A 24,823-nucleotide genomic window follows, 5' to 3' on the forward strand; every position below is an offset into this window, starting at 1 on the left:
CAACCGTCGGCGATCACTCGGCGCCTCCCTGATCGCGGGTGATGCGCACGACCTCGGGAAGCCGGCGCAGACCGCGCATCAGGCGCGCCAGTGAAGTGCGACTGGTGACCTGCACGGTGAAGTGCAGCGTGGTGTACAGCCCGGGATGCTTCTCATCCATCTTGACGTGCTCGATGTTCGTCCCCGAACGCGATATCTCGCTGGCGATCCGGCCCAGCGCGCCGACCGTGTTCTGCAGGACGATGCGCAGGCGGACGCTGAACAACTTGCCCGGCTCGGGCTCCCACTCGACCTCGATCCACTTTGCCGGCCTGGCGCTGCGCACCCTGCGGATCGCCGGACAGTCGTGGGTGTGGATGACCAGCCCCTTGCCCTTCCAGATCGAACCGATGATCGGATCGCCCGGAATCGGCTGACAACAGGGAGCAAACTGCACGGACATGCCCTCCGTGCCGCGAATGACCAGCGCGGCAGGGGGCTTGCCGGCCGGCTCACGCGACTCCTCGCGGGCCAGCAGCCGCCTGGCAACGACGCCGGCCATACGGAAGCCCAGGCCGATGTCCGCGTACACCTCCTTGATCAGCTTGTTCCCCGAATCGCGCAGGACGTTCTTCCAGCTCGACACCGGCAGCTCGGAGGCGACGACGCCAAGAGCCCTGAGTTCCTGATCGAGCATCTTCTCGCCGAGTGCCGTCGACTCGTCGTGATGAGCGCTCTTCAGATAGTGACGAATCTTGCTGCGCGCCCGGCCGGTCTTGACCGAACCCAGCCAGGCCGCGTTGGGATGGGCGTCGGCAGCGGTGACGATCTCGACGCGGTCGCCGTTGGTGAGCTCGGTCGACAGCGGCATCGGCTTGTAGTTGATCTGCGCAGCGACACAATGATTCCCGATGTCGGTGTGCACTGCGTAGGCAAGGTCGATCGCCGTCGCCCCGCGCGGCAGGGGAATGATCTTGCCTTTCGGGGTGAACACGTAGATCTCGTGCGGGAACAGGTCGACCTTGACGTGCTCGAAGAACTCGGACGTATCGCCGCTGGCGTTCTGCAGGTCGAGCAGCGACTGGAACCACTTGGTCGTCTTCTGCTGCAGGTCGGCGCCGAAGTGCTCATTGTCCTTGTACAACCAGTGCGAGGCGATTCCCTCCTGAGCGACGTAGTCCATCGACTCGGTGCGGATCTGCACTTCGAAGGGCGTGCCGTGCGGACCGATCAGCGTCGTATGCAGCGACTGGTAACCGTTCGGCTTGGGGATCGCGATGTAGTCCTTGAACTTCCCCGGAACGGGCTTGTACAGGGCATGCAGAGCGCCAAGCGCAAGGTAGGCGGTCGGCACGTCCTTGACCAGGACGCGGAACCCATAGACGTCGAGCACCTGCGAAAACGACAGCCGCTTCTCGATCATCTTGCGATAGATCGAGTACAGGCTCTTCTCGCGGCCAACAACCTGAGCCTCGATGCGCGCCTCGCGCAGGCGGCCCCTGATCCCGTCGAGGATTCGCGACAGCAGCTCGCGCCGGTTGCCCCGCGCGGACTTCAGCGCGCGCGCCAGTACGCCGGCGCGCATCGGGTAGATCAGCTCGAAGGAGAGGTCCTGCAGCTCGTGGTAAAGCTTGTTCAGCCCGAGCCGATTGGCGATCGGTGCGTAGATCTCGAGCGTCTCGCGGGCGATCCGGCGGCGCTTGTCGGCGCGTACTGCAGCCATCGTCTGCAGATTGTGGTGTCGGTCGGCGAGCTTGATCAGCACGACGCGCAGATCGCGCGCCATGGCCATCAGCATCTTGCGGAAATTCTCGGCCTGGGCTTCCTCGTGCGACTGGAACTCGATCTTGTCGAGCTTCGATAGACCATCGACGAGTTCGGCGACCGGCTCGCCGAAGCGCTCGGCGATCGTTCTCTTGCCCACCGCCGTGTCCTCCATCACGTCGTGGAGCAGTGCGGCGACGACGCCCTCGACGTCCATCTGCCATTCGGCGATGGCCCCGGCGACGGCCAGCGGATGAGTGATGTAGGGTTCGCCCGAGAGGCGCCTCTGCCCGCGATGAGCCTGTTCGCTGAACAGATACGCGTCACGAACGGTGGCGATTTCTTCCGGAGGAAGGTAACTCAGGCTGTCGATGAACACCCGGTACGCCGGGTCGTCCTCCGGGTCAGGAAAAACGACCAAGTCGCTCGCCGGCGAGTCGGCGGAAACGCTCGCTGGCGCGAGCGCATCCTCGACCGGGCGACCGAGTTCCCTGCGCATCGACTCGGAGGCTGCGAGTGGATCTGCTGCGCCGCCGATCTGCGACGCTGCTCGCTCGCCCACTTCTCGCCTATCCGTCCGACGTCTCTCGTCGGTCGCCCACACCTTGCATTCCGGCCCGCTCGCTAGGATCTTTTCACCCTTGCTCAGGCCTGGCCCCGGTTGAGCATCTCCTGCCCGACTTTTCCGACCGCGATCTCACGCAAGGCGATCACCGTCGGCTTGTCGCGACCGGCGTCGATCAGCGGCGATGCGCCGGCAGCGAGCTGCCGCGCCCGATAGGTCGCCGCCAGCGTCATCCTGAACCGGTTGGGAATACGTTGCAGACAATCGTCCACGGTCACTCTCGCCATACCAGACTCCCGAAAAGCTCAGCGGTCCGAGAAAAAACGGACCTGCGCGATCCGCAGCCTCGCCCGATCCCGGCCAAGGCCGCATCATTCACCCTCATCTCCCCGACAGCCGGCGCCCTCCAGAGTTCCCGTGAACGCCCTGCCTCGCCTGTCGACCCCAGGCCGGCGATCGCCGCGTTCACTGGCCTGTCCGGTTGCTCCTTGTCCCCTGCCGGTGCTCACTGGCTACCCGGCGAACTCGGCGAACAGGCTGGCATGGCGGCGATGCTGCGCGGCGTAAAGCAGACGGTTCGCCCGAACCACCGCCAGGAGATCGCGCACCGCGTCCTGCAGATCGTCGTTGATGATAACATAGTCGAATTCGGCCGCATGGCGCATCTCCTCGCGTGCTGCCGCGAGGCGTCGGAGTATCGTTTCGCTGCTGTCGGTCGCCCTTTGGCGCAGGCGGGTCTCGAGTTGGTCGATTGAAGGAGGCAGAACGAAGACCGAGATACTCTCGGGAAACAGCCGGCGAATCTGCCTCGCCCCCTGCCAGTCGATCTCCAGAAGCAAGTCCTGGCCCTGAGCCAGGGCCGACTCGACGGCGCCGAGCGACGTGCCGTAGTAATTGCCATGCACCTGGGCCCACTCCAGGAACTCGCCACCAGCGACCTTGTCGACGAACTCCTGAACACTCACGAAGTGGTAATCCTGGCCGTCGACTTCGCCGCTTCGCGGCGCACGCGTGCTGTGCGAAACGGACAGGCGAACCTGTGGATCGTTCTCCAGAATCAACCGCACCAGCGACGACTTCCCAGCGCCCGACGGAGCGCTGACAATGTACAGCTTCCCGGTCATCAACGGCTCCTCACCTCCGATTGCCGCTCATTCTACGCGCGCGCCGACCGATTCACCCCTTCCGGATGCCTCAGGGGGCTTGGACGGCCGCGGCCCGAGCGAAGAAAATGATGCCCGTGAAGCCTTCCCGATCCCAGGAGACAAGAGATGCCCCCGTCGAAGTTGATGCTGGCCGCAGCCCTGGCCCTCGTGGCCGTTGCCGGACTGTCGGTCGGCGCGGCAACGCCACTGAGAGTACTCGGTTTCGACGACATGTCGTGCCGCGCTTGGGCGGCATCCAGGGACGACGCCGAGCAACGCGCGCTTTATGTCGCCTGGATCCGCGGCGTTCTCACCGGACACAACTACGCCAACCAAAGCCAGCAGGTGACGACGATTTCGAGCGGCACCGTCGACCAATGGGTCACCCGCTACTGCGCAGAGAAACCGCTGAGCCAGTTCAGCGACGCGGCTTTTCGCCTCAGCGACCAGTTCTCCGGCCGCAATTCGGCGATCACCAAATAGACCGGGCCGCTGCCGGAGCTTTCGCTCCGGCCGGCGATCGCCGGCCCGGGAGATCGACGCGATCTCGCGTCAGTTGCCCCGCTGCTGTTGCTGCTTGCCCTTGATGTTGCCGACGGTGCCGCCGACGACTCCGCCGACCGCTGCGCCTGTCCAGCCGCTGCCCCCAGAAATTGCCGCAATTCCCGCCCCCGCAGCCGCACCGATCGCCGCACCGCTGACCGTTCCCTGCTCGCGCGGCGTCATGCTCGTGCATCCGGCAGCAAGCAGCACCGCGGCCGTTGCCAGAACCCATCCCTTTCCGCTCATCGGTCCATCCTTTCTCACGGGCGCTTCGGCAGAGCCGGGACGACCATCTCGAACCAGATCGTCTCGACGACCGGACGGCGCAACTCTTCGGGATGCGCCGCGTACCACCGGTCGAGCGCCTCGAGGACGCCGCCGAGCGTCTGCCCCTTCATCCCAGCCACGACGCGCGGCGAGAAACCCGTCCCCGCGAGCGACGGGTTTTCGGCGTGGTACGCGGCCTCGACCTGAACCACGTTGGCGAGACCGACCAGATACGCCTTCTTGACGTCCTCGCTCGATTTCACCCACATCGTCCCATCGACCAGCGGGATCTCCTCGACCACCGCGGCAACCGGGCCGGCAACCAGCGCCAGGCACGCAGCCGAGAGCGGCAGCGCCCATCTGCGCAACACTGATCCGACCATCGTCATCCTCCTTCCCACGTCACGCGAAGAGCCAAGCGTAGCACGATTCGGGCGCGCCGACGCCGCTCGCCTGAAGCCCGCCCGCGGCGACCGCAAGGCGACGCGGACAGCGTGGCCGACGCGCCACGACGCCCCCCGGCCGCTTCGACGGCCATGGTGGAGCCCACCGCCCGGCGTTTGGCGGATGCGTTTCGCGACGCTTTCTAGGATAATCCAAAGCCTTCGATACCCTACCGTCGCCCGTCCCCGGGCGACCGACCCGCCGAGTGAAGCGCAAGACAGTGAGCGAAGCCCTTTTTGAAACGAGCATCAGCAGTCTGCCGCTGATTGGACGCGGCAAGGTGCGCGACATCTACGCGGTGGGTTCGGAATCGCTGCTGATCGTCACCACCGACCGGATATCGGCGTTTGATGTCGTGTTGCCCGATCCGATTCCCGACAAGGGAAGGGTGCTGACCCGGCTGGCCAGCTTCTGGTTCGACAAGCTTGCGACGATCGTCCCCAACCAGCTGACCGGAATCGACCCGGAGACGGTCGTCTCGGCCGGCGAGACGGAGCAGGTGCGCGGACGGGCACTGGTCGTCAAACGGCTCAGACCGCTGCCGATCGAAGCGGTCGTCCGTGGCTACCTGATCGGCTCAGGCTGGAAGGACTACCAGAGCACCGGCTGCGTCTGCGGAATCGCGCTGCCGCCCGGGCTGATACTGGCCAGCCGTCTCTGCGAACCGATCTTCACCCCGGCGACGAAGGCGACGATCGGGGAGCACGATCAGAACATCTCTTTCGGGCAGGCCCAGGCTGCCTGCGCAGCGGCCTTCGCAGACATCTCGCCGGCGCCCGGGCTGCGCTCCGAGGGCATCGCCGATCAAGTGAGAAGAGTAGCCATCGCCCTGTACGCCAGCGCCGCCGAGTACGCTGCAGAGCGTGGCATCCTGATTGCCGATACCAAGTTCGAATTCGGTCTCGACGTGCACGGCCGGCTGCACCTGATCGACGAAGTGCTCACCCCGGATTCGTCGCGTTTCTGGCCGGCGGACGGCTATGTTCCGGGCAGCAGCCCGCCGTCGTACGACAAGCAGTTCGTTCGCGACTATCTCGAGACGCTCGCCTGGGACAAGCAGGCGCCGGGTCCGCGACTGCCACCGGCGGTCATTGCCCGAACCCGGGCCAAGTACGTCGAAGCTTGCGAACGCCTGACCGGCGAACCGTTTGCCGTCTGAGGATCGGCTCGACGGACCACGCGGCCCGGGCAGAAAAGGAGGAACCATGCGACAGACCGGTCAGGACGAGACTCGGGGGGCGACGAGAACCGGCTACCCCGAAGTGTGCAGAGTCGAACTCGATCGGCCACTGTCATGGCTGGCGGCAGGCTGGCGCGACCTGCGCGCGAACCCGATCGCCAGTCTCGCCTATGGTCTGCTCTTCGCGATCGCCGGCGACCTGATCACCATCTTCGCCTGGCGCAACGGGCACCTGTTCATCGTCGCGACCTCGGGCTTCTTCCTGGTCGCCCCACTGCTCGCCGGCGGACTATACGAAATCAGCCGGAGGCGCGAGGCCGGGCTGTCGTCGACCTTCTTCTCCTCGCTCGCCGGCGGCCGACGCAACGCCGTCGAACTGTCCAAGTTCGGCCTGCTGCTCGGACTGATCGGTGTCTGCTGGGAACGCCTGTCGACGCTGCTCTTCGAACTGCTCGCCCCGGGACTGCCCGCCGACCTGCTCGCGTTGCTCGCCGAGATCCACTTCCCGCCCGAAAATCGCGACCTGCTGGCCATATGGATCCTCACCGGCGGGACGGTCGCGGCGATCGTCTTCGCGATGACCGTCGTCTCGGTTCCGCTTCTGCTCGACCGCCCGGTGCGCGTCGGCACGGCGATCCTGACCAGCGTCCGCGCGGTCGACGCCAACCTCATGGTGATGGCGTTCTGGGGAGCGATCGTCGTCGCCCTGACCGCGCTCGGCTTTCTGACGCTGTTCTTCGGTCTCGTCGTCCTGATGCCGCTGATTGGACACGCCTCCTGGCACGCCTATCGCGACCTCGTCCGGGCCGACGCGGGCGAATCCTCCTCGCCGCATCCGGAATACCGATGACCACCGACACCCCGTACGACAATCCGCTGCTCGACTTCTCGGGCCTGCCCCGCTTTTCAGCGCTGGCGCCGACCCACGTCCGGCCGGCGATCGCCGAACTCCTCAGCCGCTGTCGTGGCCTTGTCAAGCGCCTGACCCCGGACGAAGTGCCCGCTACCTGGGCCGACTTTGCCGGACCTCTCGGCGACGGTCTCGAGCAGCTGTCGCGCGCGTGGGGAACGGTCGCTCATCTGCATGCGGTCAACGACATCCCCGACTGGCGCGACGCGTACAACGCGATGCTCCCCGAAGTTGCGCGTTTCTACGCCGAGGTCGGGCAGAATCTCGCGCTCTTCGCAAAATATCGCGCGCTTGCCGGCAGCGACGAGTACCACCGGCTCAGTGACCAGCAGCGACGAGTCGTCGAGCATGAATTGCGCGACTTCCGCCTCGGCGGCGCCGAATTGGCGGACGAGGTCAAACCTCGTTTCCAAGAGCTGATCGAGGAACTGGCGCGTCTCTCGGCCAAATTCGCGGAAAACCTTCTCGACGCGACCAACGCTTTCGCAGAGCGGGTCACCGACGAGTCCGAACTGACCGGCCTGCCCGACGACGCCCGTCAGGCGGCGCGCCAGGCCGCCGGGAGGGACGGCCTGGACGGCTGGAAGTTCACCCTGCACATGCCGTCATACCTCCCGGTGATGCAGTACGCGGACAGTCGGCGCCTGCGCGCGGCGATGTACCGTGCCTACGCGACCCGAGCTTCGGAATTCGGCGCCCCGGAATTCGACAATACGCCGCTGATCCGCAGGATTCTCGAACTCCGTCGCGAACAGGCCCGGATGCTCGGCTACCCGCACTTCGCCTCCCTCTCGCTGGTCCCGAAAATGGCCGAGTCGGTCGACCAGGTTCTCGACTTCCTGCGCGACCTCGCGCGCCGCGCACGCCCTTTCGCCGAGAAGGACGTCGCCGAACTGCGCGAGTTCGCGAGCAGCGAACTGAACATCGACAACCTCGAGGCGTGGGACGTGGCCTACGCATCCGAAAAGCTCCTGCAGGCGCGCTACGCCTTCTCGGAAAACGAGGTCAAGCAATACTTCACCGAGGACAAGGTCCTCGCCGGACTGTTCAAGCTGATCGAGACGCTGTTCGACGTACGCATCTCCGAGGACCAGGCGAGCACCTGGCATGACGATGTGCGCTTCTTCCGCATCGACAGGCCGGGCGGCGAGCTCGTCGGCCAGTTCTATGTCGATCTCTACGCGCGGGAAAGCAAGCGCGGGGGCGCGTGGATGGACGAAGCCAGGGGTCGCCGCAGGCTTCGTGAAAGGCTTCCGGCAAGCACCGGCCCGACTGCCCAGACGCCGGTGGCTTACCTGAACTGCAATTTCTCGCCTCCCGTGGCCGGACGCGACGGGCGATCGCGTCCGGCGACCTTCACTCATGAAGAGGTGGTCACGCTGTTCCACGAGACCGGCCACGGGCTGCACCATCTGCTGACGCGAGTCGACGAACTCGCCGTCGCCGGCATCCACGGCGTCGAATGGGACGCCGTCGAGTTGCCGTCGCAGTTCATGGAGAACTACTGCTGGGAATGGAGCGTCGTCGAGGGAATGAGCGCGCATGTCGACAACCGCGCGCCCCTGCCGCGGCAACTGTTCGACCGGATGCTCGCCGCGAGGAACTTCCAGAGCGGCATGCAAACGCTGCGCCAGGTCGAGTTCGCGCTTTTCGACCTGCTGCTGCACAGTGGCTTCGACCCGGCGAGTGAGCGGAGCGTGCTCGACCTGCTCGACGAGGTTCGGCGCGAGGTCGCGGTCATCGTTCCACCCGATTGGCACCGCTTTCCGAACGGATTTGCGCACATTTTCGCGGGCGGCTACGCGGCCGGCTATTATAGTTATAAATGGGCGGAGGTTCTGTCAGCCGACTGTTACGCCGCTTTCGAAGAGGCGGGCAGTCCCTTCGACCCGAGTACCGGACAGCGCTTCCTCAGCGAGATCCTGTCGATGGGCGGGAGTCGACCGGCGCTCGACAGCTTCCGGGCCTTCCGCGGCCGGGAGCCACAGGTCGATGCTCTGCTCCGGCATAGTGGAATGACTGCTGCGCCGGGCTAAGCGGCTACCGAGACACCGTCGGACGCGGAACGACGCGGGCTGTCTTGTTCGCCAAACCGCATCCGGATGCCTGGCAGAGGCGATCCGGTCTTTCGTCCTGCTCAGAGGAGACCACAGGTGCTCGCCGAAAAGCTCAAGCTTCCCGCCTGTTTCATCGCCGCGCTCGTCACCTGCACGACGGCGGACGCCGAAACGACCTACCGCTGGGTCGATCCGCTCACCGGCACCACCGTCCTCTCCGACCTGCCGCCACCTCCCGGAGCGAAGCAGGTCAGCCGCATCACGACCACGAGCAGCCAGAGCAGCGAGCGCCCCATCCCCTACGCCGTGCGCCGGGCGAGTGAGAAGTACCCCGTCGTGCTCTACACGTCGGTCAACTGCGCGGTCGGCTGCAGCGAGGGACGATCCCTGCTCGACGGCCGAGGCGTGCCGTTCACCGAGAAGGTGCTCAACAACCCCGCGGAGCTTGCCGAACTCACTCGCGATCTCGGAAAGGAGGTCAGCATTCCGGCGATCCAGGTCGGCCGACAGCACGAGATGGGTTTCGACAAAGCATCGTGGAACGCGCTGCTCGACGCTGCCGGGTATCCCGAAGCAGCTTCCGCAGCCGGCGAGAGGCGGGCCAAGGCGGAGCGCTGAAGCCGGTCAACCCGCCCTTCATGCTGCGCCTGCCCGCCTGCGCCAGAGGAACTCCGCCCGCGACTTACTGAACCTTCGCCTTCTCGCGGAGCTCCATGACGAATCTCTGCAACTGCTCCTGCTGCAGGCGCTGCGCGAGCTGTGGCTTGATCTGCTCGAAAGTCGGCGGAGTCAGTGGGCGAGTGTCCTCGAGCAGGATCACGTGAAAGCCGAAGTCGGTCTTCACCGGGGTCTCGGTGTACTTGCCCTTGGCCAGACCGCCGACGGCATCGGCAAAGGGCTTCACGTAGGCAGCCGTGCTGCTCCATCCAAGATCACCGCCCTTGTCGCGCGAGCCAGGATCCTTCGACTGCTTGGCCAGTTCGTCGAACTTCGCTCCCCGCTTGAGGTTGACGATGATCGCCTTGGCCTCGTCTTCCTGCTCGACGAGGATGTGGCGGACCTTGTATTCGGTCGTCCCCATCTGGCTCTTCACGCGGTCATAGGCCGTCCTGAGTTGTTCGTCGCTGATCGGGTGCTTGCGAATGAATTCCTGGACGAAAGCGCGGATGAAGACCGCCTGGCGGGCCAGATCGGCCTGCGCGGCGACCTCGGGCTTCTTGTCCAGCCCGAGCTTCTTCGCTTCCTGGACGAGCAGTTCGCGACGGATCAGTTCCTCGCGAACGGCATTCTTCAGTTCCGGACTGTCGGGCGCGCCCTGAGCCTTCTGCTCGGCCATGAACGCATTGGCCAGATTCTGCGAGATGGCGACGCCGTTCACCGTGGCCACCGCCCCGCCGCTCGCGCCTTTCTCGGCAGAAACGGCGGGCAGCGAAAGGAGGCTGCAGACCAGCAGAGCGCTGGCCATTCGCGAGAGATTGTGCATGTCAGGTTTTCCTTTTCTGCGTGGGGGTTGATCAGGGATGGAAACGGTCTCTCAGGCAACAGCGCCGGAGCGCTCCGGTGCTGCTTCCGTACCGGTTGGCGCCTGGATGCTCAACGCGTGGATGCGTGTGTGCAGGAGGTCACCGAGCGCGTCGTGAACCAGGCGGTGACGAGCCACGCGCGACAGTCCGACGAATTCAGCGGAAGCGATCAGCAGCCGATAATGCCGCCCGCCGCCTCTTGCGCCGGGATGGCCGGCATGCCGTGCCGAATCGTCGACCAGCTCGAGGCGGGTCGGCTGAAGGACCGCCAGTCGCTGGCGAATCGCCGCCTCGAGCTGCGCCGGGTCGGAATCCGTAGACGACTGGGTCACGCCGGCAGAACCTTCCTGAACGGTCTGACCGTCACCGCAGCATAAACGCCGGCAGCCACATACGGATCGGCTTCGGCCCAGCCTTGCGCGGCATCGAGCGAAGCGAACTCGGCAACGATCAGGCTTCCCGTAAAGCCGGCCGGCCCCGGATCGGGAGAGTCGATCGCTGGAAATGGCCCGGCGAGCAGCAGGCGTCCCTGATCCTGCAGTGCCCTGAGGCGCTCGAGGTGCGCCGGCCGGGCGGCGAGGCGCTCGGCCAGCGACCCCGCACGATCCTCTCCGATGATCGCGTAGAACATCACTTGTTGTCCTCGAGGTGACGCGACAGCAGCAGACCCTGCGCAATGACGAAGACGAGCATCAGTCCCATGCCCCCAAAGAGCTTGAAGTTGACCCAGTCGTCCGTCGAGAAGTTGAACGCGACGACCAGATTAGCCAGCCCCATGAAGGTGAAGAAGCCGATCCAAGACCAGTTGAGCCGGTTCCAGGCGACTTCGGGAAGGTCCATCTGCCCGGCGAGCATCGAGCGGATCAGGTTCTTCCTGAGGAAGACCATGCCGCCGAGCAAAGCGGCCGCGAAGGCCCAGTAGAGCACCGTGGGCTTCCACTTGATGAACGCCTCGTCGTGCAACAGCAGCGTCATGCCCCCGAAAACGGTCACGATCACCAGACTCACCCAGAGCATCCTGTCGATCTTCTGCCGGCGAAGCCACAGCCAGCCGACCTGCGCGAAAGTAGCGGCGATCGTCACCGCCGTCGCGACCATGATGTCGGCGAGCTTGTAGGCAATGAAGAACAGAATGACCGGAAACAGGTCGAAAAGAAATTTCATGATCGCCAGTGTCGGATAATCGCGTGATTATGGCCGATTTCGTCTCCCACTGTCCATGTGGCGGGCAGTCGTTGCCATGTGGCTTGGGGGTCGGCGGCGACACCCCGCGCACCAGGCGAAACCAAAGCCGCGGTCAGTCGAGCTTCCGCCAGCTCGCGTCGGGATTGAAGCGGGTCATCCGCCGAGCGACGGCCTCGCTGGCCGGGCCGAGGTTCTTCTGGTAGATGGTCCCGTCGTGACTGACGATGAAGCTCATCACGCCGGATACACCGTACCGTGCCGGATAGGCGAGAACGGCGAAGCCACCGATCAGACGGTCACCGACGAGATAGTCGTAGGCCCCACCGGGCGCGTCCTTGCCCTGCGCCGTCAGAATCCGGTAGCGATAGCCGTGATACGCAGCTGGCTCGTTGCCAGCTGCACGAGCAGCGTATCCCTCACGCGCCGCGGCGCCGACCAGTGGCCCGAGCGGACTCGGCCGCTCGCCTTCGGCGACGGGCCAGTACAGGCCGTCGCGCTGGCCCGTGCTCGAGATGAAACGCCGGGCGTAATCGTACGATCCGTTGCCGTCGAGGTCGCCGGCCGCATACTCGCGCTGGGCATCGACGACGGCCAGCAGCGTCTGGATGGTGTCGAGCTCGTTGCGGCCGATTCGCCGGTTGAGGATCTCGTCCTTTCCGGCAGCCGAGTCGAAACGCCAGCGCTCTCCGTTGCGCACCAGCGGAGCCGGGAAAGGCCAGCCGTCGTCGCCGACGAGCAGGATCGCGCGGCCATCCGATACTTCGCTGATCGTGTGCTTCCGGTCGTAAGCAGCAAGAAACCGCTCCCAGTCACGACGGTCGATGACCGGATCACCGCTCGACAACCAGCTTCTCGACGCGGTCCCGAGCACCCCGACGAGGGCCTTGAGGTCCTCGGCGCGCACCGCTTCGGCCAGCGCCTGCGCCGCGTCGCCGGGAGTCGCGTAGCCCGGCTGCGCGACGGTCCGGGCTGCCGCTGCGGGCGACGCGGCAGCGACCGTGGGTACCGCCGAAACCAGCAGGGCGGCGGCCAGTGTTCCGATGAGAAACTTGCAGTTCATGTCCTCTACTCCGCGGAAAGGGGGAAACAGTCGACTCTAGCGCCCGCGGCCACCGCCACCGCGGAAGCCACCGCCGCCAGCGGCACCACCAGCGCGACCGCCACCACCGGCAAAGCCCGCCTGCGGCCCCCCTCCACGACCACCCATGTCAGCCCGGCTGGAACTACCGCGCTGGCTGGCTTCTCGAGTCGCCGCGCCATGGCCCACCCCGGAAAAACCGCCACCGGCTGACCGGTCGGCGATCCCAGCGCCTCGCTGCTCACCGCGACCTTCGAAACGGCCTCCGCCCTCTCCTCGACCGCCGCCTTCGAAGCGGTCGCCCCCAGGCGCACCCGGCCCCCTTTCTCCAGCCTGCCCGCGCCGATCGGTTGCCGCGTCGCCCCGGCCCCGCCGATCGGCCTCCCGGACCCGATCGTCGATCTGCGCGCGATCCATGCCCTTGAGTTCGGAGCGCCCGGATTCGGCACGGCCGCGAAAGTTCTCGCGCGCCTGCGCGGCCTGCAAATCGCCGCCGCGGTTGTACTGCCTCGCGACGTTCTGATCGCGATAGGCGACGCCGCGGCGATGATCGACGTTGTGCGTCCAGTTGCTGTTGCTGATGTTGGTCCGGTTGAACGAGTTGTAACGATTGACGTTGACGTTCACGTCGCTGTGGCCCCAGCCCCAGTTCATGGCGCCCCAGATCGCCGCTCCGACGACGGCGCCGGTGGCAAAGGCGAGGCCAGGGGGATAGACGTAAGCCGGCGGATAGACCGCGTAGGGAGGCACGGGATACCACCAGCTTCCATACACCACCGCCGGGTTGTAGGTCGGCACGTACACCACCTCGGGTTTGGGCGACTCGATCACGTAGATCTTCTCGCTACCCTGCGCCCGTGTCGTCACCACCTGCTGCTCGGTGGTCTTGAGATTCCCGGCGGCATCGGCCCTCGCGCGCAGACTCTGCACCGTGCTCATCACCTCCTGCTGCTGGGCGAGGAACGCGTCGCCCAACTTCTGCATCCAGTCGAGGTTGTCGTTCATCTGCTGCAGCACCTGCGGGACGGCGGTCAAGGCCTTGACCGCCGGATCCCACGACTGCTTGCTCATCGCCGTCTCCAGCGCACTGCCGGTGACCTTCGGGTTCGCCTTGACCCAACGCGCGGCCTCGACGACTTCGAGTGGGTACGTCGAGGCCATCAGAATCTGCGCCAGCAGCGGATCGGGGTACAGCGCGATCGGCGCCAGGAGCCGGTCGAGGTCCTGCTGCGAGAAAGTGCTGGCTGACCGGCTGGCGGCACCTTCCGCCGCAGCCACCGCCGGCTGCGGCGCAATGGCCGGCGACAAGGCAAGCACCAGTGCCATGAGCAAAGCTGCGGGACGCGAGCTTGTCGATTTCATCGGGACATCCTCTGACGCGAGAAAAGTGGCCAATGGAGTGGCGGCCTGCGCGCCGGGAAGCGTGCGACTGAGGCCGCGGGGCGAAGACCAGCATAATCGCTCGCTGGCACACTGACAAGTGGACGATCCTCGATCAACGCCGCGGCGCTCGCCCGCCGACCGTTCCTGAAGCGCGCGCGGCGCTCATTCCTTTGGCCGCTTGTCGACGACCCGCCGCGCCTTGCCGAGCGAGCGCTCGATGCCGCCGATGTCGGCAATGCGCACCTCGGTCGAGATGCCGATGAACGACTTGATGTGCCGCTGCAGCGTGTGCGCCAAGTATTCCTTGTCGACCGGCGGCAGGTAACGATACTCGCGCTTGAGCTCGACATTGACGGCCAGCGAATCGAGATGGCCGTCGCGCCAGACCTCGATCAGGTAATGCGGCGACAGCTTCGGCTGCTTGAGGATCAGTTCCTCGATTTGCGATGGAAAGACATTCACGCCGCGAATGATCAACATGTCGTCCGAGCGCCCGGTGATCTTCTCGAGCCGGCGCATTGAACGCGCCGTCGGCGGCAGAAGGCGGGTCAGATCGCGTGTCCGGTAGCGGATCATCGGTAGCGCCTCCTTGGTCAGCGAGGTGAACACCAGTTCGCCGTGCGAACCCTCGGGCAGCACTTCACCGCTCACCGGGTCGATGATCTCCGGGTAGAAGTGATCCTCCCAGATCACCGGCCCATCCTTGCTTTCGATGCACTCGCAGGCCACCCCCGGGCCGATGATTTCCGACAGCCCGTAGAGATCTATGGCGTCGATGGCGAAGGCACCCTCGATCTCGAGTCGCATCTGCTGCGTCCATGGCTCGGCGCCCAAAAGGCCTGCGCGCAGGCGAGTCGACGCCGGGTCGATGCGCTGCCGCTTGAACTCGTCGGCGAGGTTCAGCAGGTACGACGGGGTGACCATGATGATGTCCGGCTGGAAGTCGGCGATCAGCTGCACCTGCTTTTCGGTCTGCCCGCCGGACATCGGAATCACTGTGCAGCCGAGCCGCTCGGCACCGTAATGGGCGCCGAGCCCGCCGGTGAACAGCCCGTAACCGTAGCCGATATGCACCATGTCGCCCGGTCGGCCGCCAGCCGCGTACAGTGAACGGGCCATCAGTACCGCCCAGGTGTCGATGTCGTTCTGCGTGTACCCGACGACGGTCGGCTGTCCAGTCGTTCCCGAAGACGCATGGACGCGGACGACCTTCTCGCGCGGCACCGCAAACATCCTGAACGGGTAGTTCTGCCGCAGATCGTCCTTGGTCGTGAAGGGGAACTTGCGCAGGTCGTCGAGGGTGCGCAGATCGTCCGGATGCACCCCGCGCGCTTCGAAGCTGCGCCGGTAGTGCGGCACGTTTTCGTAGGCCTGGCGCAGCGACCAGCGCAGCCGCTCGATCTGCAGCGCGCTGATCTCGTCACGGCTGGCTGTCTCGATCGGCTCGTAAGCCACTGCAACGTTCGCTGCACCCATCTCGCGGATCCCCTTGCTGGAAAAAGTCGGAACCCTAGTACATGCGCGGATATCTTTCAACAAGCAGGCACTCTCCCGGCCACCTTTTTTTGGGCGGCGACGATCGCCTGGCGCTCCCCTGGAAATATCTGCCCGTCCGGCGCGGTAATCGGTTAGCCTGCGCAATCGGAGATCACGCTCGAAGTCGATGCTCGCCCGCCAATCCCGCCTGATCCTCGCGCATGCCACCCCGGTCCTGTTCGCGCAGCTGGGTTCGATGGGCATGATGGTTATCGACACCGCGCTCCTCGGGCACTTCGCCGCCGAGGATCTCGCGGCAGTGGCCGTCGGCGGCGGCCTGTACATCGCCATCGTCTTCGCTTTTGCCGGAATCCTCCAGGCGATCTCGCCGACCGTCGCGCACCTGCACGGAGCGGGCGACGAAGCGGAGATCGCCGGCGCTGTCCAGCAGGCCCTCTGGCTGGCCCTGTTTCTCGCCATACCGGGGATACTGCTCCTGCGCCACCCCGACCTGCTGCTCGCCGCAGCCGACGTCGACCCGCTGGTCGCGACCAAGGCTCGGGGTTATCTCGGCCTGCTCGCCTGGGGAATGCCGGCCGTGCTCCTCTACCGCAGCTTCCACGCTTTCTGCAACGCGCTCGGCCAGCCTCGTCCGCTGCTGCTGATCAGCGTCGCCAGCACGCTGCTGCACGGTGTCCTCGCGTCGCTGCTGGTCAACGGCCTCTGGGGCGGCGAAGCCCTCGGTGTCCTCGGGTGCGGGCTGTCGAACGTCATCGTCAGTGGCTGCGCGCTGCTCGGCGCGGCAGTTTACCTGCACTTCGGGCAGTCGGTCCGGCGTTACCGGCTGTTCGCCAGCTGGCAGGCGCCGCGACCGGCAATGCTCGCCCAACTGTTGCGACTCGGTCTGCCGATGGGTTTGTCCCACTTCGTCGAGATTTCCTCGTTCACGCTGATCGCGCTCTTCGTCGCCCGGCTCGGAGCCACCGTCGTCGCTGGCCACCGGATCGTCGCCAACCTCGCGGCGATCCTTTACATGCTGCCGCTGGCGCTGGCCATCGCCACCCTCGCGCAGGTCGGTCAGGCGGCCGGAGCGCGCGACTGGCCACGCGCCGAGGCGTCGATCGGCGCCGGACTGCTCCTCGCCGGAGTCCTGTCGACGCTCGCCGGGCTGCTGCTCTGGTTGCTCGCCGAGCCGTTGACTGCCGCGTGGTCCGATGATCCAGCTGTACGGGCGGTGGCCCGGTCACTGGTCGGCTACGTCGCCCTCTACCAGCTCTTCGACGCGATCCAGACGATTGCCGCGCACGCGCTGCGCGGCTTGCGGGTCGCTTTCGTGCCGATGCTCGTGCATGTCACCTGCTTCTGGGGTGTCGGTCTGTTCGGCGGTTGGTGGCTCGCCTTCTCCAGCGATGAGCCGATGGGCGCAGCGGGCTTCTGGCTGGCTTCGCTGCTCAGTCTGGTACTCTCCGCGCTGCTGCTCGTCGGGCTTCTCAAACGAACGCTCGATGCACTCAGGCTCTGAAAGACTCGGCCAGTGACGAACGATCGCCGACCAGGCTCGCCGGATGCCCGGCAACGGCCAACCGATCGACTTCCCCGTGGGCGATCCGTGCGTACCCGATCGATTTCGCCGCCCGCCACCGTTCGCGAGAGCGCGCTGCGTGCAACGGGTTGCTTGTCGCATAATATCCGCTGTGTATCGAGTCCGGCCGATCCAGGGAAAGCGAGCGGCTGGAAGACTCCGCGAGGATGAGGAAAAACAGATGAAGTATCGCCACACCACGGCTCAGAGCGCCGAGTACCTTCGCCTGGCCGTCAAGCGGATGACGCAACAGGATGCCGGACTGCATCCGGCGAGCTATGCGGTCTGGTACGAATACGTCTCGGGAATCAACCCCGATCTGCAGGCGACGATCGACGCACGCCTGAAGGCTGGCCAGCGGCTCGACGACGAAGTCACCTATGCGCTGTATGCCAAGCATGTCGCCGGACTCGACGCGCAGTCCGCGCTGCGCATCGGCAACAGCGTCGGGCGGCTCGTCGACGAGGTCGCTGCTTCGGCTACGGAGGCGGGTGATGAAGCCTCGCGCTTCGGCAACTCGCTCGAACAGTGGAGCGAGAGGCTCGCCCCGGCCCCGACCGTGATCGGCGAGATCATCCCCGGCGTGGCCGACATCCTGCGCGGCACGCGCGAGATGCAGCGCGCGATCAGCGCACTGCAGGGAAGGCTCGAGGAGAGCACGCGCGAAGCGCTGCAGCTCCGCCAGGAGGTCGCTCGCGCCCGCGAGGAGGCCCTGCTCGACGGTCTGACCGGTCTCGCCAACCGCAAGGGCTTCGACCTCGCGATGAGCACCTGCCTCGAGCAGGCCGGACAGGAAAAGGCCGGGCCGTGCCTGCTGATGATCGACATCGATTCGTTCAAACGGCTCAACGACACGCACGGCCACGTCTTCGGCGACCGGGTGCTGGCGACGATCGGGGAGGTTCTCAGGGCGAACGTCAAGGGCAAGGACACCGCCGCCCGCTACGGCGGCGAGGAGTTTGCCGTCCTGCTCCCGGCAACGCCACGCGGCGGCGCCGTCGGCCTCGCCGAGGCGCTGCGTGCGCTCGTCGCCGCCAGCCGGGTCAAGCACGGTGGCCAGAAGGAAAACTGGATCGGCAACATCACCGTCTCGATCGGCGTCTCCGACTACTGCGCCGGCGAGTCGGCCGCCGACTTCGTCAGCCGCGCAGACCGCGCGCTGTACGCGGCCAAGGCGCAGGGACGCAACCGGGTATGCCTCGCCCCGCGCCCGCAGCCCGAGCCCGGCCAGTGATCCGGGCAGCGGTTTCGCCTTCCTGACCCCGCGCGCCGGACAGATGACCAAGCCCTAGGCGGGCTCGGCGAGCCAGGCGTCGCTCGGCAGGTCCGGCGCTCCGGGAGTGATCGTGAAGCGGGTCATCGCGTGCGGATTCATCAGCCCGATCCCGCCGTGCGGCAGCCGATAGGACACCATCGGCCGCTCGAAGAGGCTGGTCAGGTTCATCAGCCGTTCAGCGAGAGCCGCCTTCCGGACCCCCTCGGCGAGAGTGACGAGTGCGTGACCGCCGGCAAAGAAGAACTCGATCCGGGCAGTGAAATGATCTCCCTGAAGTCCTCCCGAGAACGGCTCGGCGCTTTGTTCGGGGGTCAGCGCAGTCAGCTTCAGGTTCGGCGGAATCGCCACGTGCTCGGTGAGGTCGAGACGGGTTTCGATCTCGATGCAGGCGATCGAACTGGTCGCGAAGACCTCGGTCTGACCAGCCGAGCCGACGATCAGCGGCTTGCCCGAGAACAGCTGGGCGCTCCGCTTGAGGCTCTCGAGCAACTGGGCAATCGACGCCTCGTCGGTCTGTGTGAAGCGGCGCGCCCGGTTCGCGGTAGTGATCACGGTGATGCTGACGGCCATCTCGGTCCTCCATCAGGAAGCAGCGCTCGCCCCGCCGCTGGGTCGGTCGGCGCAGGGCAGCAGAGCAAGGAATTCAGTCGCTGCCGTCGCTGCCGGAATGCCTTGCCTTGACCCACAGGACGTCGCCTCGCCCGGCCGCGCGATTGAGCACCCGCCCAAGCACGAAGAGCAGGTCGGAAAGGCGGTTGACGTAGCGGCGCGCCGAGTCGGAAACCGCTTCGCTGCCCGCCAGGTGCACCAGGCAGCGTTCGCCCCGGCGGCAGACCGTGCGGGTCAGATGAGCGAGCGCCGCGGCGCGCGAACCGCCCGGCAGGATGAAGTCCTTGAGCGGCGGGAGATCAGCGTTGAAGCGTTCGACGAGTTGCTCGATGCGCGCCACGTGCGCGTCGCCGATGATCGACATACCCGGGATGCACAGTTCTCCGCCGAGGTCGAATAGGTCGTGCTGGACACCGGTCAGCGCGTCGCGAATCGGCTCCGGCATGTCTTCAGCGAGCAGGATGCCGATCGTCGAGTTGAGTTCGTCGAACTGGCCGATCGTCTCGATCCGCAAGCTATCCTTGGCCACCCGGGAGCCGTCGCCGAGACCGGTCGTGCCGGCGTCCCCGGTGCGCGTGACGATTCTGGAAAGACGATTGCCCATGGCCGATTTCCTGATCAGAATGCCGCTGATTATAGCCCATGGAGCGTCGATGGCCGGCCGGACACTCAAGCTGAGCGCAAACCTGAGCTTTCTCTTTGCCGAATTCCCGTTCGCCGAACGCTTTGCGCGCGCCGCACAGGCCGGCTTCCGCGGCGTCGAGTTCATGTTCCCCTATGACCGGGAAGTCGGCGAGCTGCGGCGCCTGCTGCACGAATACCGCCTGACCCAGGTTCTGTACAACCTGCCGGCCGGCGACTGGGCGGCCGGCGAACGGGGGATCGCCTGCCTCCCGGGCCGCGAGCGCGAGTTTCGCGAAGGCGTCGACCTCGCCCTCGACTACGCGCGAGCGCTTGGCTGCAGCAGACTGAACTGTCTCGCCGGCCTGACCCCGATCGGCGTCGCCGACGACGAAATCCGGGCGACCTTTGCTGCGAATCTTCGCCACGCCGCGCGCCGGCTCTCCGCGCACGGCATCCAGCTGCTCGTCGAGCCGATCAACAGTCGCGTCGACATGCCCGGCTTCTGGCTCGACACACCGGCCAAGGCTCTGGCGACGATCGCCGCGGTCGCCGACCTGAACCTCTACCTGCAGTACGACCTCTACCACGCGCAGATCATGCAAGGCGACCTCGCGCGAACGATCGAGGCGAACATCGGGCGGATCGCGCACGTCCAGATCGCCGACAACCCCGGACGCCACGAACCCGGAACCGGAGAAATCGGCTATCCGTTCCTGTTCAGGCTCATCGAAACCCTGGGCTACCGGGGGTGGATCGGTTGCGAGTACCGTCCGCTGACCGGGGACAGCGCCGCCAGCCTGGGCTGGGCGCGCGAATGGCTGTCGGCCGACGGATGACCCCGGGCGCTCACCAGAACTTCCACCACCATTTCTTCTTCTTCATCGTCTTCTCGACTTCCCTGCTCCAGTTCGCGTAAGACGCGAGACCGGCGACCTCGAAATGCCGGCCGAAGCGCCGGTCGCTGTCGCTGATGTGCTGGACCAGCCAGTTGCGCAGGAAGTGCAGCAATTCGAAGCTGATCGCCACGTTCTCGGTCGCCACCTTGCGCTGGAGCGCTTCGACCTGATGCATCAGATCTTCGTGCTGCTGCTTGTGAATCGCGAAGCCCGGGTAGTGGGTCAGGCGCATCAGGCTCTCTTCGAGGAGGAAATGCGTGCGCGTGTATTCGGCGAGACGGTCGAGGATCTCCTTCGACGTCGCGCGACCGTGGTGCTCCCGAATTGCCCGATGCAGCTGATTGAGCAGGCCGACGAGCACCTTGTGCTGTTCGTCCACCTCTTGGATGCCGACGCTGAAGGCATCGGACCATTGAATCAGGTCTGGTACAGCGATCATCGCTTCCTCCTGGCAAGGGAATTCGGTCGGGGATCGGCGTCGCAGCCGGGGGATTCCGGACAGCGTGCACGGCTCACCGGTTTTCCGACCGTTCAGGATTTCGCAAAAGCCCTGCAGAAACGCAGCTCTTCGGGATAGGGGAAGAAATCCTCGACATGGCCGGCGCGAATCCTCTCCTGCGTCGTCTGCCAGAACTGCACGTCGAGCAGCGCCCTGTGGTACTTCAGGAAGGCCGAGCGGACCTTCGGCGAACCGAGCAGGAAGCTGGCGAACTCCTCGGGAAAGACATCGTGCCTGCCGACCGAGTACCACGGCTCGCCGGACATCTCCATCTCCGGATAAGGCGGCTCGGGAATCACCCGGAAATTGGTGTCGGTCATGTACTCGATCTCGTCGTAATCGTAGAACACGACCCGGTTGTAGCGCGTCACGCCAAAGTTCTTCCAGAGCATGTCGCCCGGGAAGATGTTGGCGATCGCCATCTCGCGAATCGCGTTGCCGTATTCGAAGACGGCGTGGTCGACCTGCTCGGGTGTCGCCGAATCCAGATAGATGTTCAGCGGCGTCAGCCGGCGCTCGATGTAGAGATGCTTGATCACCAGATCGTCGCCCTCCTCCTCGAGCAGCGACGGCGCCTGTCTGCGCAACGCGTCGAGCAGTTCGCCCGAGAAGCGTTTCTTGGGCAGCAGGACATACGAGAACTCGAGCGTGTCCGCAAGCCGGCCGACGCGGTCTACCTGCTTGACCATCAGGTACTTTCGTTTGACGGTCGCGCGATCCATCTCCTTCGTCGGCCCGAAAACGTCCTTGATCAGCTTGAACACGTACGGATACGAAGGCAGCGTGAACACCAGCATCACCAGACCGGCGATCCCCGGGGCGATGATCAACTGGTCCTGCGAGTGCCGCAGATGCTCCATGAAGTCGCGGAAGAAAAGGATCTTGCCCTGCTTGCCGAGTCCGAGCATCGTGTAGATCTCCGACGGCGGCTTGAGCGGCATGATGCTGCGCAGGAACTTCACGTATCCCGAAGGAACTTCCATGTCCACCATGAAGTAGGCGCGCGACAGCGAGAAGAGAACGCTGATCAGGCCGCTGTCGAGCAGGATCGTGTCGAGCACGAGCTTGCCCTCAGGCGAATGGACGACGGCGATGGCGAACGAGTACTCGGCGTGACCGTTGATCGCCTTGCCGAAGATGTATGCCCCCTTGTTGCGGTAGAACGCCGAGTGCAGCACCTGCACCTGAACGTTGGCCTCGGCCTGCGGCCACTCGCCGAGCCGCGCATGGACCGTGCGCATGACGTAGTCGACGTCGCGGTCGAGGTCCTCGAAGGGGCGGTGCCACTCGAAGTCGAGAACGATTTCCCTGACCGTCCGGCGCAGTCCCTTCTCCGCCGGGTAGTAGCTGCGATAGACCGGCGGAGTCGAGCGGATGTACTCGGTGGACACCGCTGGCCGCGCGAAAATGTAGTCGTTGTTGAAATAGGTCCGGTGCAGGATCTTCGAACACACCGAGTTGAAGAAAGTCTCGGCGAGCTCGGGCTGCTTGTGATTGATCAGTTGACCGATGTAGAAGAGCTTGAGTTGCTGCCACGTCGCGTCGTCGAGCGTCGCCGCGCCGAATTCGGCGCAGAGCAGGTCGGCCGTCTCGCTGACCCGGTCGTCGTAGGAGCGGATGCGCTCGCGAACGGCATCATGGACCCCTCTCCAGTCGGCCGCCTCGAAGAGCAGCCTGGCCTGCCGACCGTACTGGCGAATCAGGCTGTAATGCCGGTCGAAGCCGTCGATCATCGCCTCGGCGATACGCCTGGGAAGAACGTTCTCAACGCTGGGGATGTCCACGAGCCGGTCCGCCTGACGGTAGTGCAGCGATTGTAGCACCGCTTCTGGTGCACCGCATCAGAAGCGGCGATCGCCCGCTCAGGGGCTCGCGCAAAGCTCTCGCCGCTCCCTCGCGGACTGGCAAAATGCCTGTATTTCCGACATAATGACGTGTGGTGCCACAGGAGAATGTGCTTCGGACAGATCCCTCGTGCCCCAAGTGCGCAGCACCGTCCGGTCCCCGCTTCCCGAGCGAGGATGTCCAGCCGGCGGGCGGCGGTGCAGCGAGCGAACCGGATTCAACCACCCCTCACTAAACGGAGTTGGCATGAGCGCAAGTCTGATCAAAGTCCCGCAAGGCGGCCAGAAAATCGTTCCAGGACAGGCAATTCCCGACAATCCGATCATTCCGTTCATCGAAGGCGACGGGATCGGCATCGACATCACGCCGGTGATGATCAAGGTGGTCGACGCGGCGGTCGCCAAGGCCTACGGTGGAGCGAAGAAGATCTACTGGATGGAAGTCTACGCCGGCGAGAAATCGACCCGGCTGTACGGTTCGGACGTCTGGCTGTCGGCGGAGACCCTCGAAGCGCTCAAGGAATTCTCGGTGTCGATCAAGGGACCGATGACCACGCCGGTCGGCGGTGGCATCCGCTCGCTGAACGTTGCGCTGCGCCAGGAACTCGACCTCTATCAGTGCGTACGGCCGGTGCGCTACTTCCGCGGCGTGCCCTCGCCGCTCAAGGACCCGGCGAAGACCAACATGGTCATCTTCCGCGAGAACACCGAGGACATCTACGCGGGCATCGAATGGGAAGCCAATTCCGAGGGCTGCCGCAAGGTGATCAAGTTCCTGCAGGAGGAAATGGGCGTCAGGAAGATCCGCTTCCCGGCGACCTCGGGAATCGGCGTCAAGCCGGTTTCGCAGGAAGGCACCGAACGCCTCGTGCGCGCGGCGATCAAGTACGCGATCACCAACAAGCGCAAGTCGGTGACCATCGTGCACAAAGGCAACATCATGAAGTTCACCGAAGGTGCCTTCCGTGACTGGGCCTACGCGCTGGCCAAGCGTGAATTCGGCGGTGTCGAGATCGACGGCGGGCCGTGGCTGCGTCTGCCGAACGGCATCGTCATCAAGGACTCGATCGCCGACGCCTTCCTGCAGCAGATCCTGCTGCGCCCGGCCGAGTACGACGTGATCTGCACGACGAACCTCAATGGCGACTACATTTCCGACGCCCTGGCCGCGCAGGTCGGCGGCATCGGCATTGCCCCCGGGGCGAACATCTCGGACCTCTACGCGTGCTTCGAAGCGACGCACGGAACGGCGCCGAAGTATGCCGGACTGGACAAGGTCAACCCGGGTTCGCTGATCCTCTCGGCCGAAATGATGCTCCGCCACCTCGGCTGGTTCGAGGCCGCCGACCTGATCATCGTAGCGATGGAAGCGGCGATCGGCGACAAGGTGGTGACCTACGACTTCGCACGGCTGATGGAAGGGGCGACCGAAGTGTCTTGCTCGGCCTTCGGCGACGCGATGATCGAACGGATGTAGGGTCGTCCCTCCCGGCTGGAAGCCAGAGGCCCCCGCGAAGGGGGCCTCGTCACCTCCAGGGGGCTTGATCGGCGCCGGGTTCTTTCGTGACCCGCGATGACCGGATCGCCGGATCCCACCTTTCGAGACTTCCGCGCACGGCACTGGTTGATCGTCGGCCTGCGTGCCGTGCACCTCGTCGGAGTCGTCGGAGTCGGATCGCGCCTGATCAGTTCCGGGCCGACCGAGACCGGTGACGCATTCGCCGGAGTGCTCGTCGGCAGCGGCCTGGCGATGATCGCGATCGATCTGTGGACCAGACCGGCCTGCATCGGCGAGGTCACCGGCCTGGCGATGCTCGCCAAGCTCGGATTGCTCGCCTGGATGGCCGCCGACGACACCAGCCGGATCGCGCTGTTCCGGATCATCCTCGTCTTTTCGGCGCTCATCGCGCACGTCCCGGCGCGGCTGCGCCACCGACGCGTTGCCGGACTCGGACGCGGCGGCGCCGCCGACCACTGACCGCGCCGACCGCCCC

26 protein-coding genes are annotated in these 24,823 nt (G+C 65.4%); 10 read left to right on the forward strand and 16 right to left on the reverse strand.

Annotated features, from left to right (window positions below; genetic code table 11):
• Window positions 1-13 precede the first annotated feature (13 nt).
• The 3 genes from NFW05_RS01975 to gmk form a co-directional block, all read right to left on the reverse strand.
• A complete protein-coding gene (locus NFW05_RS01975) occupies window positions 14-2,242 on the reverse strand; it encodes a bifunctional (p)ppGpp synthetase/guanosine-3',5'-bis(diphosphate) 3'-pyrophosphohydrolase (protein ID WP_295302409.1) in 2,229 nt (742 codons plus the stop codon).
• Between the two features lie 146 nt (window positions 2,243-2,388).
• Window positions 2,389-2,595, reverse strand: coding sequence for a DNA-directed RNA polymerase subunit omega (rpoZ, locus tag NFW05_RS01980; RefSeq protein ID WP_295302318.1), 207 nt, complete (start codon window positions 2,593-2,595; stop codon window positions 2,389-2,391).
• 225 nt (window positions 2,596-2,820) lie between these two features.
• A complete protein-coding gene (gene gmk, locus NFW05_RS01985; RefSeq protein WP_295302320.1) occupies window positions 2,821-3,432 on the reverse strand; it encodes a guanylate kinase in 612 nt (203 codons plus the stop codon).
• A 147-nt stretch (window positions 3,433-3,579) separates the two neighbouring features.
• Here gmk and NFW05_RS01990 point away from each other — a divergent pair, with 147 nt between their 5' ends.
• The gene (locus NFW05_RS01990) at window positions 3,580-3,936 is read left to right on the forward strand and encodes a hypothetical protein (RefSeq protein ID WP_295302322.1); all 357 of its coding nucleotides are present in this window, start codon (window positions 3,580-3,582) and stop codon (window positions 3,934-3,936) included.
• A gap of 69 nt (window positions 3,937-4,005) precedes the next feature.
• Here the strand turns inward: NFW05_RS01990 and NFW05_RS01995 are convergent, their stop codons facing one another.
• Together NFW05_RS01995 and NFW05_RS02000 are read right to left on the reverse strand one after the other, a co-directional pair.
• Window positions 4,006-4,242, reverse strand: coding sequence for a YMGG-like glycine zipper-containing protein (locus NFW05_RS01995; protein ID WP_295302323.1), 237 nt, complete (start codon window positions 4,240-4,242; stop codon window positions 4,006-4,008).
• 14 nt (window positions 4,243-4,256) lie between these two features.
• Window positions 4,257-4,646, reverse strand: a complete 390-nt coding sequence (locus NFW05_RS02000; RefSeq protein ID WP_295302324.1) for a hypothetical protein — start codon at window positions 4,644-4,646, stop codon at window positions 4,257-4,259.
• 281 nt (window positions 4,647-4,927) lie between these two features.
• On the opposite strand from NFW05_RS02000, the gene NFW05_RS02005 reads away from it, so the two are divergent.
• The 4 genes from NFW05_RS02005 (at window position 4,928) to NFW05_RS02020 (ending at window position 9,472) form a co-directional block, all read left to right on the forward strand.
• Window positions 4,928-5,866, forward strand: a complete 939-nt coding sequence (locus NFW05_RS02005; protein WP_295302410.1) for a phosphoribosylaminoimidazolesuccinocarboxamide synthase — start codon at window positions 4,928-4,930, stop codon at window positions 5,864-5,866.
• 46 nt (window positions 5,867-5,912) lie between these two features.
• Window positions 5,913-6,737: a DUF2189 domain-containing protein gene (locus NFW05_RS02010; protein WP_295302325.1), complete on the forward strand. Its 825-nt coding sequence runs from the start codon at window positions 5,913-5,915 to the stop codon at window positions 6,735-6,737.
• Entirely contained in the window at window positions 6,734-8,833 is a 2,100-nt protein-coding gene (locus NFW05_RS02015) for a M3 family metallopeptidase (protein ID WP_295302327.1), read from the forward strand. The genes NFW05_RS02010 and NFW05_RS02015 overlap by 4 nt, the downstream gene beginning before the upstream one ends.
• Before the next feature lie 117 nt (window positions 8,834-8,950).
• Window positions 8,951-9,472, forward strand: coding sequence for a glutaredoxin family protein (locus NFW05_RS02020; RefSeq protein WP_295302329.1), 522 nt, complete (start codon window positions 8,951-8,953; stop codon window positions 9,470-9,472).
• 64 nt (window positions 9,473-9,536) lie between these two features.
• On the opposite strand, the gene NFW05_RS02025 is transcribed toward NFW05_RS02020, so the two are convergent.
• The 7 genes from NFW05_RS02025 to paaK form a co-directional block, all read right to left on the reverse strand.
• Entirely contained in the window at window positions 9,537-10,337 is an 801-nt protein-coding gene (locus NFW05_RS02025; protein WP_295302331.1) for a peptidylprolyl isomerase, read from the reverse strand.
• Between the two features lie 51 nt (window positions 10,338-10,388).
• Entirely contained in the window at window positions 10,389-10,709 is a 321-nt protein-coding gene (locus NFW05_RS02030) for a BolA family protein (protein ID WP_295302333.1), read from the reverse strand.
• Entirely contained in the window at window positions 10,706-11,008 is a 303-nt protein-coding gene (locus NFW05_RS02035; RefSeq protein WP_295302335.1) for a YciI family protein, read from the reverse strand. Before NFW05_RS02035 ends, NFW05_RS02030 begins: the two co-directional genes overlap by 4 nt.
• Complete coding sequence (locus NFW05_RS02040) at window positions 11,008-11,541, reverse strand: septation protein A (RefSeq protein WP_295302336.1); 534 nt, start codon at window positions 11,539-11,541, stop codon at window positions 11,008-11,010. Before NFW05_RS02040 ends, NFW05_RS02035 begins: the two co-directional genes overlap by 1 nt.
• A 133-nt stretch (window positions 11,542-11,674) precedes the next feature.
• On the reverse strand, window positions 11,675-12,622 hold the full coding sequence (locus NFW05_RS02045) for a DUF2950 domain-containing protein (RefSeq protein WP_295302338.1): 948 nt from the start codon (window positions 12,620-12,622) through the stop codon (window positions 11,675-11,677).
• 36 nt (window positions 12,623-12,658) lie between these two features.
• Window positions 12,659-14,002 carry a DUF3300 domain-containing protein gene (locus NFW05_RS02050; RefSeq protein WP_295302339.1) on the reverse strand — a complete coding sequence of 448 codons (1,344 nt, stop codon included), beginning with the start codon at window positions 14,000-14,002 and terminating at the stop codon, window positions 12,659-12,661.
• 183 nt (window positions 14,003-14,185) lie between these two features.
• Window positions 14,186-15,499 (reverse strand): phenylacetate--CoA ligase PaaK, encoded by a 1,314-nt coding sequence (gene paaK, locus NFW05_RS02055; RefSeq protein WP_295302340.1) that lies wholly within the window; start codon window positions 15,497-15,499, stop codon window positions 14,186-14,188.
• A gap of 187 nt (window positions 15,500-15,686) precedes the next feature.
• Between paaK and NFW05_RS02060 the strand changes: the two genes are divergently transcribed.
• On the forward strand, window positions 15,687-17,021 hold the full coding sequence (locus NFW05_RS02060; RefSeq protein WP_295302343.1) for an MATE family efflux transporter: 1,335 nt from the start codon (window positions 15,687-15,689) through the stop codon (window positions 17,019-17,021).
• Window positions 17,022-17,262: 241 nt separating this feature from the next.
• Entirely contained in the window at window positions 17,263-18,315 is a 1,053-nt protein-coding gene (locus tag NFW05_RS02065; RefSeq protein WP_295302345.1) for a GGDEF domain-containing protein, read from the forward strand.
• 54 nt (window positions 18,316-18,369) lie between these two features.
• Here the strand turns inward: NFW05_RS02065 and NFW05_RS02070 are convergent, their stop codons facing one another.
• Entirely contained in the window at window positions 18,370-18,927 is a 558-nt protein-coding gene (locus NFW05_RS02070) for a hypothetical protein (RefSeq protein WP_295302347.1), read from the reverse strand.
• A 73-nt stretch (window positions 18,928-19,000) separates the two neighbouring features.
• Window positions 19,001-19,570: a cob(I)yrinic acid a,c-diamide adenosyltransferase gene (locus NFW05_RS02075; RefSeq protein WP_295302348.1), complete on the reverse strand. Its 570-nt coding sequence runs from the start codon at window positions 19,568-19,570 to the stop codon at window positions 19,001-19,003.
• Between the two features lie 49 nt (window positions 19,571-19,619).
• Between NFW05_RS02075 and hyi the strand changes: the two genes are divergently transcribed.
• On the forward strand, window positions 19,620-20,426 hold the full coding sequence (hyi, locus tag NFW05_RS02080; protein WP_295302350.1) for a hydroxypyruvate isomerase: 807 nt from the start codon (window positions 19,620-19,622) through the stop codon (window positions 20,424-20,426).
• Between the two features lie 10 nt (window positions 20,427-20,436).
• Here the strand turns inward: hyi and NFW05_RS02085 are convergent, their stop codons facing one another.
• Together NFW05_RS02085 and aceK are read right to left on the reverse strand one after the other, a co-directional pair.
• Window positions 20,437-20,925 carry a bacteriohemerythrin gene (locus NFW05_RS02085; RefSeq protein WP_295302352.1) on the reverse strand — a complete coding sequence of 163 codons (489 nt, stop codon included), beginning with the start codon at window positions 20,923-20,925 and terminating at the stop codon, window positions 20,437-20,439.
• Window positions 20,926-21,017: 92 nt separating this feature from the next.
• A complete protein-coding gene (gene aceK, locus NFW05_RS02090) occupies window positions 21,018-22,769 on the reverse strand; it encodes a bifunctional isocitrate dehydrogenase kinase/phosphatase (protein ID WP_295302412.1) in 1,752 nt (583 codons plus the stop codon).
• Window positions 22,770-23,076: 307 nt separating this feature from the next.
• Between aceK and icd the strand changes: the two genes are divergently transcribed.
• Window positions 23,077-24,306 (forward strand): NADP-dependent isocitrate dehydrogenase, encoded by a 1,230-nt coding sequence (gene icd, locus NFW05_RS02095; RefSeq protein ID WP_295302354.1) that lies wholly within the window; start codon window positions 23,077-23,079, stop codon window positions 24,304-24,306.
• 96 nt (window positions 24,307-24,402) lie between these two features.
• Window positions 24,403-24,807: a hypothetical protein gene (locus NFW05_RS02100; RefSeq protein WP_295302355.1), complete on the forward strand. Its 405-nt coding sequence runs from the start codon at window positions 24,403-24,405 to the stop codon at window positions 24,805-24,807.
• Window positions 24,808-24,823 lie beyond the last annotated feature (16 nt).

The organism is Accumulibacter sp., assembly GCF_023806625.1.
In the GTDB taxonomy this organism is placed as follows: Bacteria; Pseudomonadota; Gammaproteobacteria; order Burkholderiales; family Rhodocyclaceae; genus Accumulibacter.